15 protein-coding genes are annotated in these 15,814 nt (G+C 57.9%); 8 read left to right on the top strand and 7 right to left on the bottom strand.

What is annotated here, in order from left to right; genetic code table 11:
* Window positions 1-3: 3 nt before the first annotated feature.
* The 5 genes from dnaE to tilS all read left to right on the top strand — a co-directional run bounded on the left by dnaE (window position 4) and on the right by tilS (window position 8,528).
* On the top strand, window positions 4-3,486 hold the full coding sequence (gene dnaE, locus IB144_RS21340) for a DNA polymerase III subunit alpha (RefSeq protein ID WP_009309278.1): 3,483 nt from the start codon (window positions 4-6) through the stop codon (window positions 3,484-3,486).
* Between the two features lie 12 nt (window positions 3,487-3,498).
* Window positions 3,499-4,458 (top strand): acetyl-CoA carboxylase carboxyl transferase subunit alpha, encoded by a 960-nt coding sequence (accA, locus tag IB144_RS21335; protein ID WP_004145855.1) that lies wholly within the window; start codon window positions 3,499-3,501, stop codon window positions 4,456-4,458.
* Window positions 4,459-4,571: 113 nt separating this feature from the next.
* The gene (locus tag IB144_RS21330) at window positions 4,572-6,725 is read left to right on the top strand and encodes a lysine decarboxylase LdcC (protein WP_002889384.1); all 2,154 of its coding nucleotides are present in this window, start codon (window positions 4,572-4,574) and stop codon (window positions 6,723-6,725) included.
* A 46-nt stretch (window positions 6,726-6,771) separates the two neighbouring features.
* Window positions 6,772-7,161, top strand: coding sequence for a VOC family protein (locus IB144_RS21325; RefSeq protein WP_002889387.1), 390 nt, complete (start codon window positions 6,772-6,774; stop codon window positions 7,159-7,161).
* A 53-nt stretch (window positions 7,162-7,214) separates the two neighbouring features.
* Entirely contained in the window at window positions 7,215-8,528 is a 1,314-nt protein-coding gene (gene tilS / locus IB144_RS21320; protein WP_048289010.1) for a tRNA lysidine(34) synthetase TilS, read from the top strand.
* Between the two features lie 13 nt (window positions 8,529-8,541).
* On the opposite strand, the gene rof is transcribed toward tilS, so the two are convergent.
* Together rof and IB144_RS21310 are read right to left on the bottom strand one after the other, a co-directional pair.
* Window positions 8,542-8,802 carry a Rho-binding antiterminator gene (gene rof / locus IB144_RS21315; protein ID WP_002889424.1) on the bottom strand — a complete coding sequence of 87 codons (261 nt, stop codon included), beginning with the start codon at window positions 8,800-8,802 and terminating at the stop codon, window positions 8,542-8,544.
* Window positions 8,789-8,989, bottom strand: coding sequence for a YaeP family protein (locus IB144_RS21310; RefSeq protein WP_002889429.1), 201 nt, complete (start codon window positions 8,987-8,989; stop codon window positions 8,789-8,791). The genes rof and IB144_RS21310 overlap by 14 nt, the downstream gene beginning before the upstream one ends.
* Before the next feature lie 196 nt (window positions 8,990-9,185).
* Between IB144_RS21310 and IB144_RS21305 the strand changes: the two genes are divergently transcribed.
* From IB144_RS21305 to nlpE, 3 genes are read left to right on the top strand one after another with little or no spacing between them, the layout of a single operon-like run.
* Entirely contained in the window at window positions 9,186-9,731 is a 546-nt protein-coding gene (locus tag IB144_RS21305; protein ID WP_002889431.1) for a YaeQ family protein, read from the top strand.
* Window positions 9,728-10,141: an alternative ribosome rescue aminoacyl-tRNA hydrolase ArfB gene (gene arfB, locus IB144_RS21300; protein WP_002889433.1), complete on the top strand. Its 414-nt coding sequence runs from the start codon at window positions 9,728-9,730 to the stop codon at window positions 10,139-10,141. The genes IB144_RS21305 and arfB overlap by 4 nt, the downstream gene beginning before the upstream one ends.
* A gap of 42 nt (window positions 10,142-10,183) precedes the next feature.
* Complete coding sequence (gene nlpE, locus IB144_RS21295; RefSeq protein ID WP_149358922.1) at window positions 10,184-10,882, top strand: envelope stress response activation lipoprotein NlpE; 699 nt, start codon at window positions 10,184-10,186, stop codon at window positions 10,880-10,882.
* 131 nt (window positions 10,883-11,013) lie between these two features.
* Here nlpE and IB144_RS21290 read toward each other — a convergent pair whose 3' ends face one another.
* The 5 genes from IB144_RS21290 to metQ form a co-directional block, all read right to left on the bottom strand.
* Window positions 11,014-11,856, bottom strand: a complete 843-nt coding sequence (locus IB144_RS21290) for a YaeF family permuted papain-like enzyme (protein ID WP_048289012.1) — start codon at window positions 11,854-11,856, stop codon at window positions 11,014-11,016.
* A 59-nt stretch (window positions 11,857-11,915) separates the two neighbouring features.
* A complete protein-coding gene (proS, locus tag IB144_RS21285; RefSeq protein ID WP_048289013.1) occupies window positions 11,916-13,634 on the bottom strand; it encodes a proline--tRNA ligase in 1,719 nt (572 codons plus the stop codon).
* 112 nt (window positions 13,635-13,746) lie between these two features.
* Window positions 13,747-14,454: a tRNA (N6-threonylcarbamoyladenosine(37)-N6)-methyltransferase TrmO gene (gene tsaA, locus IB144_RS21280; protein ID WP_002889441.1), complete on the bottom strand. Its 708-nt coding sequence runs from the start codon at window positions 14,452-14,454 to the stop codon at window positions 13,747-13,749.
* A complete protein-coding gene (rcsF, locus tag IB144_RS21275) occupies window positions 14,451-14,858 on the bottom strand; it encodes an Rcs stress response system protein RcsF (RefSeq protein ID WP_002889443.1) in 408 nt (135 codons plus the stop codon). The genes tsaA and rcsF overlap by 4 nt, the downstream gene beginning before the upstream one ends.
* 107 nt (window positions 14,859-14,965) lie before the next feature.
* A complete protein-coding gene (gene metQ / locus IB144_RS21270) occupies window positions 14,966-15,781 on the bottom strand; it encodes a methionine ABC transporter substrate-binding lipoprotein MetQ (RefSeq protein ID WP_002889445.1) in 816 nt (271 codons plus the stop codon).
* Window positions 15,782-15,814 lie beyond the last annotated feature (33 nt).

Raw genomic sequence — 15,814 nt, 5'->3', positions numbered from 1 at the left:
AAGATGGCTGAACCACGTTTCGTACACCTGCGGGTGCACAGCGACTATTCCATGATCGATGGGCTGGCAAAGACCGGGCCGCTGGTGAAGAAGGCGGCCTCGCTTGGCATGCCAGCGCTGGCGATCACCGATTTCACCAACCTCTGCGGACTGGTGAAGTTCTACGGGACGGGACACGGCGCGGGGATTAAGCCGATCGTCGGCGCCGACTTTCACGTGCAGTGCGACCTGCTCGGCGACGAATTTACCGAGCTGACCGTGCTGGCGGCGAACAACACCGGCTACCAGAACCTGACCCTGTTGATTTCCCGCGCCTATCAGCGCGGCTACGGCGCCCTGGGGCCGTGGATCGATCGCGACTGGCTGGTGGAACATCAGGAAGGGCTGATTCTGCTCTCCGGCGGCCGGAAAGGTGACGTCGGCGTCAGCCTGATCCGCGGCAATATGCCGCTGGTTGAACAGTGCGTCGCCTTCTACGAAGAGCATTTCCCGGACCGCTATTTTCTGGAGCTGATCCGTACCGGTCGACAGGATGAAGAGGCCTATCTCCACGCCGCCGTGGCGCTGGCGGAAGCGCGCGGCCTGCCGGTGGTGGCGACCAACGATGTCCGCTTTCTCGACACCAGCGATTTCGACGCCCATGAAATCCGCGTCGCGATCCACGACGGCTTTACGCTCGACGACCCGAAACGGCCGCGCAACTACTCGCCGCAGCAATATATGCGCAGCGAGGAAGAGATGTGCGAGCTGTTCGCCGATATTCCGGAAGCGCTGGCGAACAGCGTTGAAATTGCCAAGCGCTGCAACGTCACCGTGCGGCTTGGCGAATATTTCCTGCCGCAGTTCCCGACCGGCGATATGACCACGGAAGATTTCCTGGTCATGAAATCGAAAGAGGGTCTGGAAGAGCGGCTGGAATTCCTCTTCCCGGATCCTGCCGTCCGTGCTGAAAGGCGCCCGGAGTATGACCAGCGTCTGGATATTGAACTCCAGGTTATCAACCAGATGGGGTTCCCGGGCTACTTCCTGATTGTGATGGAGTTTATCCAGTGGTCGAAGGATAACGGCGTGCCGGTTGGCCCGGGACGCGGTTCCGGCGCCGGTTCGCTGGTGGCCTATGCGCTGAAGATCACCGATCTTGACCCGCTGGAGTTCGACCTGCTGTTCGAACGTTTCCTTAACCCTGAACGTGTCTCGATGCCCGACTTCGACGTCGACTTCTGCATGGAGAAACGCGACCAGGTTATCGAGCACGTGGCGGATATGTACGGCCGCGACGCGGTATCGCAGATCATCACCTTCGGTACCATGGCGGCGAAAGCGGTCATCCGCGATGTCGGTCGCGTGCTGGGTCACCCGTACGGATTTGTCGATCGTATCTCCAAGCTGGTGCCGCCCGATCCGGGCATGACGCTGGCGAAAGCCTTTGAGGCCGAGCCGCAGCTGCCGGAGATCTACGAGGCGGACGAGGAAGTGAAAGCGCTGATCGACATGGCGCGTAAGCTGGAAGGGGTGACGCGAAACGCCGGTAAACATGCCGGTGGGGTAGTTATCGCTCCAACCAAAATCACCGATTTCGCGCCACTGTATTGCGATGAGCAGGGGCTGCATCCGGTTACCCAGTTTGATAAGAACGACGTGGAATACGCCGGGCTGGTGAAATTCGACTTCCTCGGTCTGCGTACGCTCACTATCATTAACTGGGCGCTGGAGATGATCAACAAGCGCCGTGAGAAGAACGGCGAAGGGCCGCTGGATATCGCCGCCATCCCGCTGGATGACAAGAAAAGCTTCGACATGCTGCAGCGCTCGGAAACCACCGCGGTCTTCCAGCTTGAATCGCGCGGCATGAAAGATCTGATTAAACGCCTGCAGCCGGACTGCTTCGAAGATATGATCGCACTGGTGGCTCTGTTCCGCCCAGGCCCGCTGCAGTCGGGGATGGTAGATAACTTTATCGACCGTAAGCATGGCCGCGAGGAGATCTCTTATCCGGACGTGCAGTGGCAGCATGAAAGCCTGAAACCGGTGCTGGAGCCAACCTACGGCATCATCCTGTATCAGGAACAGGTCATGCAGATTGCCCAGGTGCTGTCCGGATATACCCTCGGCGGCGCGGACATGCTGCGTCGTGCGATGGGTAAGAAAAAGCCGGAGGAGATGGCCAAGCAGCGTTCTATCTTTGAGGATGGGGCGAAGAAAAACGGCATTGACGGCGAACTGGCGATGAAAATCTTCGACCTGGTGGAGAAATTCGCCGGTTACGGATTTAACAAATCGCACTCCGCCGCCTACGCGTTGGTCTCCTACCAGACGCTGTGGCTTAAGGCGCACTACCCGGCCGAGTTTATGGCGGCGGTGATGACCGCCGATATGGACAACACCGAGAAAGTGGTTGGCCTGGTGGATGAGTGCTGGCGAATGGGGCTAAAAATCCTGCCCCCGGATATTAACTCCGGCCTGTACCATTTCCACGTCAACGACGATGGCGAGATCGTCTACGGCATTGGCGCCATCAAGGGCGTCGGCGAAGGACCGATCGAAGCGATTATTGAGGCGCGCAACAATGGCGGCTATTTCCGCGAGCTGTTCGACCTCTGCGCGCGAACCGATATTAAAAAGCTCAACCGTCGGGTGCTGGAAAAGCTGATTATGTCCGGGGCGTTCGATCGTCTCGGCCCACATCGCGCGGCGCTGATGAATTCGCTGGGCGATGCGTTGAAAGCCGCCGACCAGCACGCGAAAGCCGAGGCCATCGGCCAGGCTGATATGTTCGGCGTGCTGGCGGAAGAGCCCGAGCAAATTGAGCAATCCTACGCCAGCTGCCAGCCATGGCCTGAGCAGGTGGTGCTGGATGGTGAAAGGGAGACCCTGGGGCTATACCTCACCGGACACCCGATTAACCAGTATCTGAAGGAGATTGAGCGCTACGTCGGCGGCGTGAGGCTCAAAGACATGCATCCGACCGAACGTGGGAAAGTCACCACGGCGGCGGGGCTGGTGATTGCGGCGCGGGTAATGGTCACCAAGCGCGGCAATCGTATCGGCATCTGTACCCTGGATGACCGTTCCGGGCGGCTGGAAGTGATGTTATTCACCGACGCGCTGGATAAATATCAGCAGTTGCTGGAAAAAGACCGCATACTTATCGTCAGCGGACAGGTCAGCTTTGATGACTTTAGCGGGGGGCTTAAAATGACCGCCCGTGAAGTCATGGACATTGACGAAGCCCGGGAAAAATATGCTCGCGGGCTTGCTATCTCGCTGACGGACAGGCAAATTGATGACCAGCTTTTAAACCGACTCCGTCAGTCTCTGGAACCCCACCGTTCGGGAACCATTCCAGTGCACCTCTACTATCAGAGGGCGGATGCACGCGCGCGGTTGCGTTTCGGCGCAACATGGCGCGTCTCTCCGAGCGATCGTTTACTTAACGATCTGCGGGGCCTTATCGGCTCGGAGCAGGTGGAACTGGAGTTTGACTAATACAGGAATACTATGAGTCTGAATTTCCTAGATTTTGAACAGCCGATTGCAGAGCTGGAAGCGAAAATCGATTCCCTGACTGCGGTAAGCCGTCAGGATGAGAAACTGGATATTAACATCGACGAAGAAGTGCATCGTCTGCGTGAGAAAAGCGTAGAGCTGACGCGCAAAATCTTCGCCGATCTCGGTGCATGGCAGGTTGCGCAACTGGCGCGCCACCCGCGCCGTCCTTACACCCTGGATTATGTCCGCCTGGCGTTCGACGAATTTGACGAACTGGCCGGTGACCGCGCCTTCGCTGACGATAAAGCGATTGTCGGCGGTATCGCGCGTCTTGACGGTCGTCCGGTGATGATCATCGGCCACCAGAAAGGTCGTGAAACCAAAGAGAAGATTCGCCGCAACTTTGGGATGCCGGCGCCGGAAGGCTACCGCAAAGCGCTACGCCTGATGGAGATGGCTGAGCGGTTTAAAATGCCGATCATCACCTTTATCGACACCCCGGGCGCCTACCCGGGCGTCGGCGCGGAAGAGCGTGGCCAGTCGGAAGCGATCGCCCGCAACCTGCGTGAGATGTCGCGTCTGAGCGTGCCGGTTATCTGCACCGTAATCGGTGAAGGCGGCTCCGGCGGCGCGCTGGCGATCGGCGTGGGCGACAAGGTCAACATGCTTCAGTACAGCACCTATTCGGTCATTTCGCCGGAAGGCTGCGCCTCCATTCTGTGGAAGAGCGCGGATAAAGCGCCGCTGGCTGCGGAAGCGATGGGCATTATCGCCCCGCGTCTGAAAGAGCTGAAGCTGATCGATTCTATCGTTCCGGAACCGCTGGGCGGCGCTCACCGCAACCCGGAAGCGATGGCGGCAAGCCTGAAGGCGCAGCTGCTGGCAGACCTGGCAGACCTCGATCTGCTCAGCGAAGAAGAGCTGCTGAACCGCCGTTATCAGCGTCTGATGAGCTACGGTTACGCTTAACTTTTTCGTCAGGACTAAACACTAAGGGCCGGATTTTCCGGCCCTTTTTTTATGTGCGATGCGCCCGGGGGATTGCTATGATGCTTGACTTAGGTGAATACCAGGAGGAAAGCGTGAATATCATCGCCATCATGGGGCCTCACGGCGTCTACCACAAAGACGAGCCGATCAAAGAACTGGAAGCGGCGCTGCAGCGCCAGGGCTTCCAGACCATCTGGCCGCAAAACAGCGCCGACCTGCTGCAGTTTATCGAGCACAACCCGCGCATCTGCGGGGTGATCTTCGACTGGGATGAATACAGCGTCGATCTGTGCAGCGATATCAATCAGCTCAATGAATACCTTCCTCTGTACGCCTTTATTAACGCCCACTCGACGATGGATGTCAGCAGTCAGGATTTGCGCATGACGCTGTGGTTCTTCGAATATGCGCTGGGACTCTCCGAAGAGATCGCCACCCGCATTGGGCAGTACACCCGCGAGTACCTGGAGAATATCACCCCGCCTTTTACCCGCGCGCTGTTCAACTATGTCCAGGAGGGAAAATATACCTTCTGCACGCCGGGCCATATGGGCGGCAGCGCCTATCAGAAAAGCCCGGTGGGCTGCCTGTTCTATGATTTTTTTGGCGGGAATACGCTGAAGGCGGATGTCTCGATTTCGGTCACCGAGCTGGGCTCCCTGCTGGATCATACCGGCCCGCACCTGGAGGCGGAGGAGTATATCGCGCGCGCCTTTGGCGCCGAGCAAAGCTATATGGTGACCAACGGCACCTCGACGTCCAATAAAATTGTCGGCATGTACTCGGCGCCCGCCGGCAGCACCCTGCTGATTGACCGTAACTGTCACAAATCGCTGGCCCACCTGCTGATGATGAGCGATGTGGTTCCCCTGTGGCTGAAGCCGACCCGCAACGCGCTGGGGATCCTCGGCGGTATCCCCCGGCGCGAATTTACCCGCGACAGCATTCAGCAGAAAGTGCGCGACACGGGCGGGGCGCAGTGGCCCGTGCATGCGGTGATCACCAACTCCACCTACGATGGTCTGCTCTATAACACCACCTGGCTTAAGGAGACGCTCGATGTCCCGTCGATCCATTTCGATTCCGCCTGGGTGCCCTATACCCATTTCCATCCGATATATCAGGGGAAAAGCGGTATGAGCGGGGAGCGGATCCCCGGGAAAGTCATCTTCGAGACGCAGTCGACGCATAAGATGCTGGCCGCGCTGTCGCAGGCCTCGCTGATCCACATTAAAGGCAACTATGATGAAGAGACCTTTAACGAAGCCTTTATGATGCATACCTCTACGTCGCCGAGCTACCCCATCGTCGCGTCGATTGAGACCGCGGCGGCGATGCTGCGCGGCAACTCCGGTAAACGTCTGATCCAGCGCTCCATTGAGCGGGCGCTGGACTTCCGCAAAGAGGTGCAGCGACTGCGCGAGGAGTCGGACGGCTGGTTCTTTGATATCTGGCAGCCGGAAGCCGTGGATAAAGCCGAGTGCTGGCCGGTAGCGCCGGGCGAGGACTGGCACGGTTTCAAAGATGCCGATGCGGATCATATGTATCTCGATCCGGTGAAGGTCACCATTCTGACGCCGGGCATGGACGAGCAGGGGAATATGGATGAAGAGGGGATCCCGGCGGCGCTGGTGGCGAAGTTCCTCGACGAGCGGGGCGTGGTGGTAGAGAAAACAGGCCCCTACAATCTGCTGTTCCTGTTCAGTATCGGCATCGATAAAACCCGGGCGATGGGGCTGCTGCGCGGCCTGACCGAGTTTAAACGCGCCTACGATCTCAATCTGCGGGTGAAAAATATGCTGCCGGATCTGTACGCCGAAGATCCCGACTTCTACCGCAACATGCGGATCCAGGATCTGGCGCAGGGGATCCACCGCTTGATCCGTCAGCATCAGCTGCCGCAGCTGATGCTCAGCGCCTTTGACGTCCTGCCGGAAATGAAAATGACGCCGCATCACGCCTGGCAGCGCCAGATCAAGGGGGAGGTGGAAACTATTGAACTGGAGAACCTGGTGGGGCGGATTTCGGCCAACATGATCCTCCCTTATCCGCCGGGGGTTCCGCTGCTGATGCCGGGAGAGATGATCACCGAGGAAAGCCGGGCGGTGCTCGATTTTCTGCTGATGCTTTGCTCTATCGGCCGTCATTACCCGGGCTTTGAGACCGATATTCACGGCGCCAAGCGCGATGAGGACGGTGTGTATCGGGTACGAGTCTTAAAAAATGACGAAAGGCTTGCGCGTTAACGGCGCGCACGAGTAACGTGGCTGGCTTAACAGAAGGAGTTTAACCATGCTGGGTTTGAAACGGGTTCACCATATTGCCATCATTGCGACCGACTACGCCCGCAGTAAAGCGTTCTATTGCGATATTCTGGGGTTTACGCTGCAAAGTGAGTTTTATCGCGCCGAGCGCGATTCCTGGAAAGGCGATCTGGCGCTCAACGGCGAGTATGTGATTGAGTTGTTCTCGTTCCCGTTTCCGCCAGCCCGCCCCAGTCGTCCGGAAGCCTGCGGGCTGCGTCATCTGGCCTTTAGCGTGGATGATATCGACGCCGCGGTAGCCCATCTCACCGCGCATGGCGTGGAGTGCGAAGCGATTCGTGTCGATCCCTTTACCGGTAAACGCTTTACCTTCTTTAGCGATCCGGACGACCTGCCGCTGGAAATATATCAGCAGTAAATCTTGCCAGCGCGACCCTGGCCCGGTAACGTGCCGGGCCATCACTTCTCGGTATGTTCGTGGATATGACGGCTGATATTGCGCATACGCTTCATCCCCATCGCCAGCTGCTGGTGGCCTTCAGCGGCGGTCTGGACTCGACGGTTCTTCTGCATCAGCTGGTGCTGCTGCGGGAACAGGATCCCTCGCTGACGCTGCGGGCGGTGCATGTTCACCACGGCCTTAGCGTCCACGCAGACGACTGGGTGGTGCATTGTCGGCAGATTTGCCAGCAGTGGCAGGTGCCGCTGGTGGTGCATCACGTGACGTTAGCCCGGGGAGGGCTGGGCGTCGAGGCCCACGCTCGTGCGGCGCGCTATCAGGCCTTTCAGGATACGCTCAATGCCGGCGAGGTGTTAGTGACCGCCCAGCACCAGGACGATCAGTGCGAAACCCTGCTGCTGGCGTTAAAACGCGGCAGCGGTCCTACCGGCCTGTCGGCGATGGCGCCATCCTCTGCCTTTGCCGGCAGTCGACTACTGCGTCCTCTCCTCAATGAAACCCGCGAATCACTACGCCAGTGGGCGCTCGCCCATCAGCTGTCGTGGATCGAAGATGAGAGTAATCAGGATGATACCTATGACCGCAATTTCCTGCGCCTGCGGGTGATCCCGGTGCTGCGCGAGCGTTGGCCGCACTTTAGCGAGGCCGTCGCCCGCAGCGCCAGCCTGTGCGCCGAGCAGGAACAACTGCTGGACGAGATGTTGGCGGCGGAGCTGGCGTCGCTGGTGGCCGAAGATGGCTCGCTGGCTATCGCGCCGCTGGCGTCGATGAGTCCGCCGCGCCGAGCGGCGCTGCTGCGTCGCTGGCTCGCCGGGCAGCAGGCGCCGATGCCCGCCCGCGAGGTGCCTGAGCGCCTCTGGCACGAGGTGGCGCTGGCGCGGGAAGATGCCAGCCCCTGTCTGCGGCTGGGGGAATTTACCGTCCGCCGTTTTCAACAGCGTTTGTACTGGGTGAAGTATCTTCCCGGTCAGACGGACAGCGTTCAGCGCTGGCCCGACTGGCGCCAGCCGCTGCGGCTGGCGGACGGTCTCGGCGAGCTGACGCTGCAGCCCGGCGGCAGGCTGCGCCCGCCGTCGGCGGATGAGCCGGTCACCGTCCGCTTTCGCGCCAGCGGCCACCTGCATATTGTCGGGCGCCATGGCGGACGCAAGCTTAAGAAGCTCTGGCAGGAGCTGGGCGTTGCTCCGTGGCGACGAGACACCACGCCGCTGCTGTTTTACGGCGAAACGCCGATTGCCGCAGCGGACGATCTGTTTGTGACCACAGAAGGTGAAGTGAAGGACGGGGAAGGGGTCAGGCTGATGTGGAGGAAAACGGGCGATTAAGCCCGTTTTTGATTCAGGATTCGCTCACCACCACGGTGCCGATTTCCGGGTGACTGAAGCTGGCGATTTTATCCAGGCGCAGCTCGCGGACGTTGCCGGCGAGTTCGACCACCAGATACTCGATATTTTTTCGCGAGATAAGATCGCTGGCCTTTGCCTGCAGCTGTTCGCCATCCTTCAGCGCCAGCGTCAGCACCAGGTGATGCTGGCAGGCCAGCTCCAGGTTGTCGTAATCATCGCAGTTAATGGGTTGATAAGTATCATTCATTGACATAATCGCTCACCAGTAAGTTTGCTGCCGCATAAGCGGCCTTTTCCCTGACTGACTCCGAAAGGGCCTCATCCGCCGCAATCTCATTCAATACTTTCAACACGCAACCCAGCGCATCCGGGATATACCCTAAGTCTCCGCTGGCTATTTCCGCATACCGCTTGCGTATTAACTCACAATAGTGGTCCACATGCCCTCCTGTCAGCGTTCTGACTCAACCGTGGGATGCAAGTTTAAGCCTACGAAGATAAACTCTGTTTAGCAAGGGAACTATATCATAGTCATTTAAGCAATTTCAGCAGGATGAAACAGGTTGCTGCGATTGACGACAGCCTTTTGCCGCCAGTTTCGCTACAATGTACGCCATTCTTTTCAGGAGTTTATTCATGGCGCTGAAAGCGACAATATATAAAGCTGCGGTAAATGTAGCCGATCTGGATCGCAACCAGTTTCTGGATGCTAACCTGACGCTGGCTCAGCATCCGTCAGAAACCCAGGAGCGCATGATGCTGCGCCTGCTGGCATGGATCAAATATGCCGATGAACGGCTACAGTTTACCCGCGGTCTGTCGTCGGATGACGAGCCGGAGCTGTGGCTGCTTAACGATCATCTCGGGGTCGATCTGTGGATCGAACTGGGTCTGCCGGATGAGCGGCGGATTAAGAAAGCCTGCTCACGGGCGCAGGCGGTGGCGCTGTTTGCTTATAATAGCCGGGCAGCTGAAATCTGGTGGCAGCAGAATCAGAGCAAGCTTGCGGCGTACCCGAAGCTGACCATCTGGTATCTTGATGATGCGCAACTGGCACTGCTTAGCGCCTTTGCCGACCGTACCATGACGCTGCAGGCCACTCTGCAGGAGGGCAGTATCTGGTTATCCGACGCTCGGAATAATCTGGAAATTCAGCTTACCGCCTGGCAAGCGTCGGCATGATTACTATTAGCCGCAGCGTAGCCCTCGCCGACGACGAGATCGTCTTGTCAGGCATTCGCGCCCAGGGAGCAGGGGGGCAGCATGTGAACAAAGCGTCGACGGCGATCCATCTGCGCTTTGATATTAAAGCTTCAAGCCTGCCGGAGTTTTACAAAGAGCGCCTGCTCGCCGCCAGCCACCACTTAATTTCTGCTGACGGTGTGGTTATCATTAAGGCTCAGGAATACCGCAGCCAGGAGATGAACCGTGAAGCGGCGATCGCCCGGCTGGTGGCCCTTATTAAAGAATTAACCGCAGTGCAAAAAAGTCGCCGGGAGACGCGACCGACTCGGGCATCGAAAGAGCGACGCCTTGCTTCCAAGGCACAGAAGTCCTCAGTCAAGGCGCTGCGTGGGAAAGTTCGCCAGTGAAGGCGTCGGCGAACGGGTGAAATGGATGATAAGGAAAGCAAAGTGAAGAAAATCGTATTCTCCGTGATAGCGGCCTGTTCGCTGTTCGCGCTGTTTGGTTGTAACCATCGCGCCGAGACTGACACGGTCCAGCCAGCGGCGATGGAAGAGCTCAAGCCGATGCAGCAAAGCTGGCGAGGCGTGCTGCCTTGCGCGGATTGCGAAGGTATCGACACCTCGCTGTTCCTGGAAAAAGACGGGACTTGGGTGATGAATGAGCACTACCAGGGCGCCCGTCGTGAGCCGTCATCCTTTGCCTCGTACGGCACCTGGGCACGTACCGCGGATAAGCTGGTGCTGACCAACAGCAAGGGCGAGAAATCTTACTTTCGCGCGAAAGGCGACAAGCTGGAGATGCTCGACCGCAACGGAAGCCCCATTCAGTCTCCTCTCAACTATACCCTGGAGCCAGTGAAGGCCAGCCTGCCGACGACGCCGATGGCGATGCGCGGCATGTATTTCTATATGGGCGATGCGGCAACCTTTACCGATTGTGCGACCGGTAAACGCGTCGCGGTGGCGAACAATGCCCAGCTTGAACGGGATTATGCCGCCGCGCGCGGGACCGATACTCGCCCGGTACTGCTGGTGGTAGAAGGGCACTTTACTCTCGAAGCGAACCCGGATACCGGCGAGATGATGAAAACGCTGACGACGGATCAAGCCGGCAAATTTATTCCCGGTAAAGACTGCAGCCATTGATTGTCTGGCCCCTGTCCGGGTAACGGGCAGGGGATGATCCCGCGCAGTACCACCTACTGACTCCTGTTATTAGCCCTGTCACATCAAGAGTGAGCGTGGATCTGGCTGGCGGAAAAGCGTCAATCGTTTCTTTACTCCGCACCGTCCTTCGGTTTGTTCAGCCCCACCAGCTTACCGGCCTGAACATAAACTCCCAGTTTCAAATGCCCGACATACTGGAGCTGCGTTTCGGGTTTAAACGTGGCGACGTCTCCTTCCCGCATGTGCAGCAGATCGGAAGGACTGATCCACGCCGCCTGCGCGAGCGTCAGCGGATGCCCGGCTCGGACAAAGGCCTCGCTGACAAACTCCGAGCAAAACCACGCTTTCTTGTCGCCGCTTGCCGCATCGCCCAGCTGCGCTTTGGCCAGGCCGCTGACGCACTGCTGGCGAAAGTCTCGTGAGAAGGGGTTGAGCGAGCAGAGCGGTTTGGTGACCATATAAGGGATAAACTGAATAATGCCGCGATAGTTATACCCGCTGTCTTTGACCTGCCAGGCAAAACTTTTCATCGTCGTTGCCTGGTCCGGCGTCAGGTCAGGCACCCTGAGAGCAAAGAGTTTATCGCTGTGCGCCAGCGCCTGCTGAAGGCTAATCACTTGTACGCCGGCACCGGTGGCTTCCGCAACCTGACCTTCGCCAACATACAGCGCGACGTGGCTTACGGAAGAGGCGCTGAAGGCGCGGATCCCAAGCGATGTGACGCCCAGGCTGGAGGAGAACAGCAGGTCGCCGGAGCGCAGGTCGCTTTCGGCGATTTCGCGCAGTCCGCTGCCGGCAATCGAGCTTTGACGCTGGAGGGTAACAGCCCAGGATGATGAATGGTCATCGGCAGCAGATGTGGAAGGCGAGCTGCGGCCGACGTCCAGGGTACAGGCGGTAAGCAGGAGCAGGGCAAAAGTAAGCAGTCCGCTGCGGAGGAGATGTGCAGTCATTGGTACTGTCCTTGTAAAAAAAAAGGCCCTGACATCCGTTCAGGGCCCTGAGGTGGGTGTTAGCCTTTTATCGATTTAACCAGATATTCCACAATATCTCCGGTCTTAATCAGCTGCTTCTCACCGTTGCGACGATACTTGTATTCGATATCATCGTTGTCGAGGTTACGATCGCCCAGCACGATGGTGTGCGGGATACCGATCAGCTCCATATCGGCGAACATCACGCCCGGACGCTCTTTACGATCGTCCATCAGCACTTCAATACCCTGGGCGCTCAGCTCGGCGTACAGTTTCTCCGCCAGCTCCTGCACACGGTAAGACTTGTGCATGTTCATCGGCAGGATCGCCACCTGGAACGGCGCAATCGCATCCGGCCAGACGATACCGCGATCGTCAAAGTTCTGCTCAATCGCCGCCGCTACCACGCGAGTCACCCCGATACCATAGCAGCCCATGGTCAGGATCTGGTTACGGCCATCTTCGCCCTGGACCGCGGCTTTCATCGCCTCGGAGTACTTCGTCCCCAGCTGGAAGATATGACCCACTTCGATACCGCGCTTAATAAGCAGGGTACCTTTACCGTCCGGGCTCGGGTCGCCGGCGACGACGTTACGGATGTCGGCCACTTCCGGCGTCGCGACATCGCGGTCCCAGTTGATGCCGAAGTAGTGTTTGCCATCGATGTTGGCGCCAGCGGCGAAATCGCTCATCACCGCTACAGTACGGTCGATAATCACCGGAACCGGCATGTTCACCGGGCCCAGGGAGCCCGGACCGGCGTTCACCAGGGCGCGGATCTCTTCTTCGGTGGCGAAGGTCAGCGGGCTGGCGACCTGCGGCAGTTTTTCCGCTTTCACTTCGTTCAGCTCGTGATCGCCGCGCACCAGCAGGGCAACCAGCGGGGAAGCGCTATCTTCAACCGCTTTCACCAGCAGAGTTTTCACGGTTTTTTCGATCGGCAGGTTGAACTGCTCCACCAGCTCGGCGATGGTTTTGGCGTTCGGCGTATCGACCAGGGTCATCTCCTGGGTGGCGGCTGCGCGCGGCTCTTTCGGCGCAACGGCTTCCGCAAACTCGATGTTTGCCGCGTAGTCGGAGCTGTCGGAGAAGATCACATCGTCTTCGCCGCTCTGCGCCAGCACCTGGAATTCATGAGAGGCGCTGCCGCCGATAGAACCGGTGTCAGCCTGTACCGCGCGGAAATCCAGCCCCATACGGCTGAAGATTTTGCTGTAAGCGGCATACATCGCGTCGTAGGTTTCCTGCAGCGATTCCTGCGAAGTATGGAAAGAGTAGGCATCTTTCATCAGGAATTCACGGGAGCGCATCACCCCGAAACGCGGGCGTACTTCGTCGCGGAATTTGGTCTGGATCTGATAGAAGTTCAGCGGCAGCTGTTTATAGGAGTTCAGCTCGTTGCGGATCAGATCGGTAATGACCTCTTCGTGGGTTGGGCCGAGGACGAACGGACGATCGCCGCGATCGGCAATGCGCAACAGTTCCGGGCCGTACTGCTCCCAGCGCCCGCTCTCCTGCCACAGTTCAGATGGCTGAACGACCGGCATTAACACCTCGATCGCACCGGCGTTGTTCATTTCTTCACGCACGATGTTTTCGACTTTTTTCAGGACGCGCACGCCGGTCGGCAGCCAGGTGTATAACCCGGAGGCCAGCTTGCGGATCATCCCGGCGCGCAGCATCAGCTGATGGCTGATTACCTCGGCGTCGGCAGGTGTCTCCTTCAGAGTGGAGAGCAGATATTGGCTAGTACGCATGTTGTAACGGTTCCAGTTAAACGAGCGGAACAGGCTGGTTGCCCAGCCTGAAACAAAAAAAGTGGTTTAGTTTACCAGTGTGGCAAAGATGCCAAAAGAGAGGAAAATAAAATTAGCGCGCTTCGAGGGCAAAGACTTCAAAACCGGAGGCAGTCACCCGCCAGCGGACGTTGAAATCCAGCAGCCAGACGGCATACGTTTTTCCCGCTTGTTCCTCTTTTCGGTAGGCCGGACGCGGATCCTGCGCCAGCACCTCGCGGATAAACGCTTTGATATGTGGGTAGCGTTTTTCCAGCGTGAGTAACTGTGCGTCTATTTCCGGCGTAAAGCTGACGTTCATACCCGCCAGCGGCGCCTGCTGTGCATAGCTGGCGCTGGCGTCCGGCAGGGCTTCGGCGAAAGGAAGATACGGTTTGATATCAACCACCGGCGTCCCGTCGACGAGATCGAGGCTGCCGAGTTCCAGTATTACCTGATCTTTCTGACAGCGAATGCCCTTGAGCTCAACGAGCGACATGCCGATGGGATTAGGGCGAAACGTTGAACGGGTGGCGAAGACGCCCATCCGCGCATTGCCGCCCAGTCGGGGAGGTCGCACCGTCGGACGCCAACCGCCTTCCATTGTCTGATGAAACACAAACAGGATCCACAGATGGCTGAAGCTCTCCAGGCCACGCACGGCGTCGGCCTGGTTATAGGGCGCGACCAGATGGAGTTCTCCGCCGCCGTGTTTCACCAGGCCTGGCTGGCGAGGAACGGCAAACTTCTCTTTATACGGCGAACGGATGACGCCTATTTGCGCGAACTGAAATGCGCTCATTGCGCCGAGACGTTAAGCGCTGAACCCAGGCAAACGGCCTGACGGTAGCAGCCTGGCGTACCGCTGGTCACTTCGCAGCGGTGAAGCAGGACGGCATTGGCTTTCATACGCGCGGCATTAATTTGCAGGCGCTTGCGCGCGGTGGGGATATTCGGCGGAGAATCCTGATTCGAAGCCTGGCAGGACTCGCCAGATACTTCACCCAGATCGCGGAACGGTTTACCAACCAGCTCTGACGCATCGGTGTAAATACGTACTGGGGCCGGGCGGGTGGCGCGCGGTTTGCTCGGCTCAGATTTAACCGGCGGGGTTGCAGTGCTTTGAGCAGGCTCAACGGGAGATCTGCTTAGCATGGAACAACCGCTTAACATGAGTGCTAACAAACAGATCGGTAAAGCACGCATAGTATTTCCTCAATGAATAAAAAACAGGGCGTTATTGAATCAGGTGCTTGCATAAATGACAAGACGGGCGTGAAGCCCGTCCTGAATGATATTACGGTGAGAAAAGATTACCAGCCTTTCACGGCACCGCCGTTAAAGATCTTGTTCGCTGCTTCGTAAACTTCATCGCTCTGGTAAGCCTGAACGAATTTTTTCACATTCTCAGCATCTTTATTGTCTTCGCGCGCCACAATCAGGTTCACGTAAGGAGACTCTTTACCTTCAACAAAGATGCCGTCTTTCGCCGGGGTCAGGCCAATCTGGCTGGCGTAAGTGGTGTTGATAACGGCCAGCGCAATCTGCGCATCGTCCAGGGAACGCGGCAGCTGCGGCGCCTCCAGTTCAACAATCTTCAGGTTTTTCGGGTTCTCGACGATGTCCAGCGAGGTCGGCAGCAGGCCTACGCCATCCTTCAGTTTGATCAGGCCCACCTGCTGCAGCAGCAGCAGAGAACGACCGAGGTTGGTCGGATCGTTAGGGACGGCGATCTGGGAGCCCGGCTGCAGTTCGTCCAGCGATTTGATTTTCTTCGAATAACCCGCGATCGGGTAGACGAAGGTGTTACCGACGGCCACCAGCTTATAGCCGCGGTCTTTAATCTGCTGATCGAGATACGGTTTATGCTGGAAGGCGTTCACGTCGATATCGCCTTTGCTCAGCGCTTCGTTCGGCAGAACGTAATCGTTGAAGGTCACCAGTTCTACGTCAAGGCCATACTTCTCTTTTGCTACTTTCTGCGCAACTTCAGCGACCTGCTGTTCCGCCCCGACGATAACGCCGACTTTAATATGATTCGGATCTTTTTCATCCTGACCGCAACCCACCAGCGCCAGAGAACCGATTAACGCGCCAACTGCCGCAAAAGTTTTGAAATTAAAGGCCATGTTATTTCCTTCCTGTAAGAATGAGTGTTGTCT

Source organism: Klebsiella sp. K4 (genome assembly GCF_014596785.2).
Lineage (GTDB): Bacteria > Pseudomonadota > Gammaproteobacteria > Enterobacterales > Enterobacteriaceae > Klebsiella > Klebsiella pneumoniae.
This window is presented reverse-complemented; position numbering and strand designations above follow the sequence as displayed.

What these genes read in the sequence shown, in the direction of transcription:
- tilS (WP_048289010.1), top strand. Translation starts at nt 7,215, where the DNA reads ATGTTCGTGGATATGACGGCTGATATTGCGCATACGCTTCATCCCCAT.
- tsaA (WP_002889441.1), bottom strand. Translation starts at nt 14,454, where the DNA reads ATGAGCGCATTTCAGTTCGCGCAAATAGGCGTCATCCGTTCGCCGTAT.
- accA (WP_004145855.1), top strand. Translation starts at nt 3,499, where the DNA reads ATGAGTCTGAATTTCCTAGATTTTGAACAGCCGATTGCAGAGCTGGAA.
- proS (WP_048289013.1), bottom strand. Translation starts at nt 13,634, where the DNA reads ATGCGTACTAGCCAATATCTGCTCTCCACTCTGAAGGAGACACCTGCC.
- metQ (WP_002889445.1), bottom strand. Translation starts at nt 15,781, where the DNA reads ATGGCCTTTAATTTCAAAACTTTTGCGGCAGTTGGCGCGTTAATCGGT.
- IB144_RS21325 (WP_002889387.1), top strand. Translation starts at nt 6,772, where the DNA reads ATGCTGGGTTTGAAACGGGTTCACCATATTGCCATCATTGCGACCGAC.
- IB144_RS21290 (WP_048289012.1), bottom strand. Translation starts at nt 11,856, where the DNA reads ATGACTGCACATCTCCTCCGCAGCGGACTGCTTACTTTTGCCCTGCTC.
- rof (WP_002889424.1), bottom strand. Translation starts at nt 8,802, where the DNA reads ATGTCAATGAATGATACTTATCAACCCATTAACTGCGATGATTACGAC.
- dnaE (WP_009309278.1), top strand. Translation starts at nt 4, where the DNA reads ATGGCTGAACCACGTTTCGTACACCTGCGGGTGCACAGCGACTATTCC.
- rcsF (WP_002889443.1), bottom strand. Translation starts at nt 14,858, where the DNA reads ATGCGTGCTTTACCGATCTGTTTGTTAGCACTCATGTTAAGCGGTTGT.
- arfB (WP_002889433.1), top strand. Translation starts at nt 9,728, where the DNA reads ATGATTACTATTAGCCGCAGCGTAGCCCTCGCCGACGACGAGATCGTC.
- IB144_RS21305 (WP_002889431.1), top strand. Translation starts at nt 9,186, where the DNA reads ATGGCGCTGAAAGCGACAATATATAAAGCTGCGGTAAATGTAGCCGAT.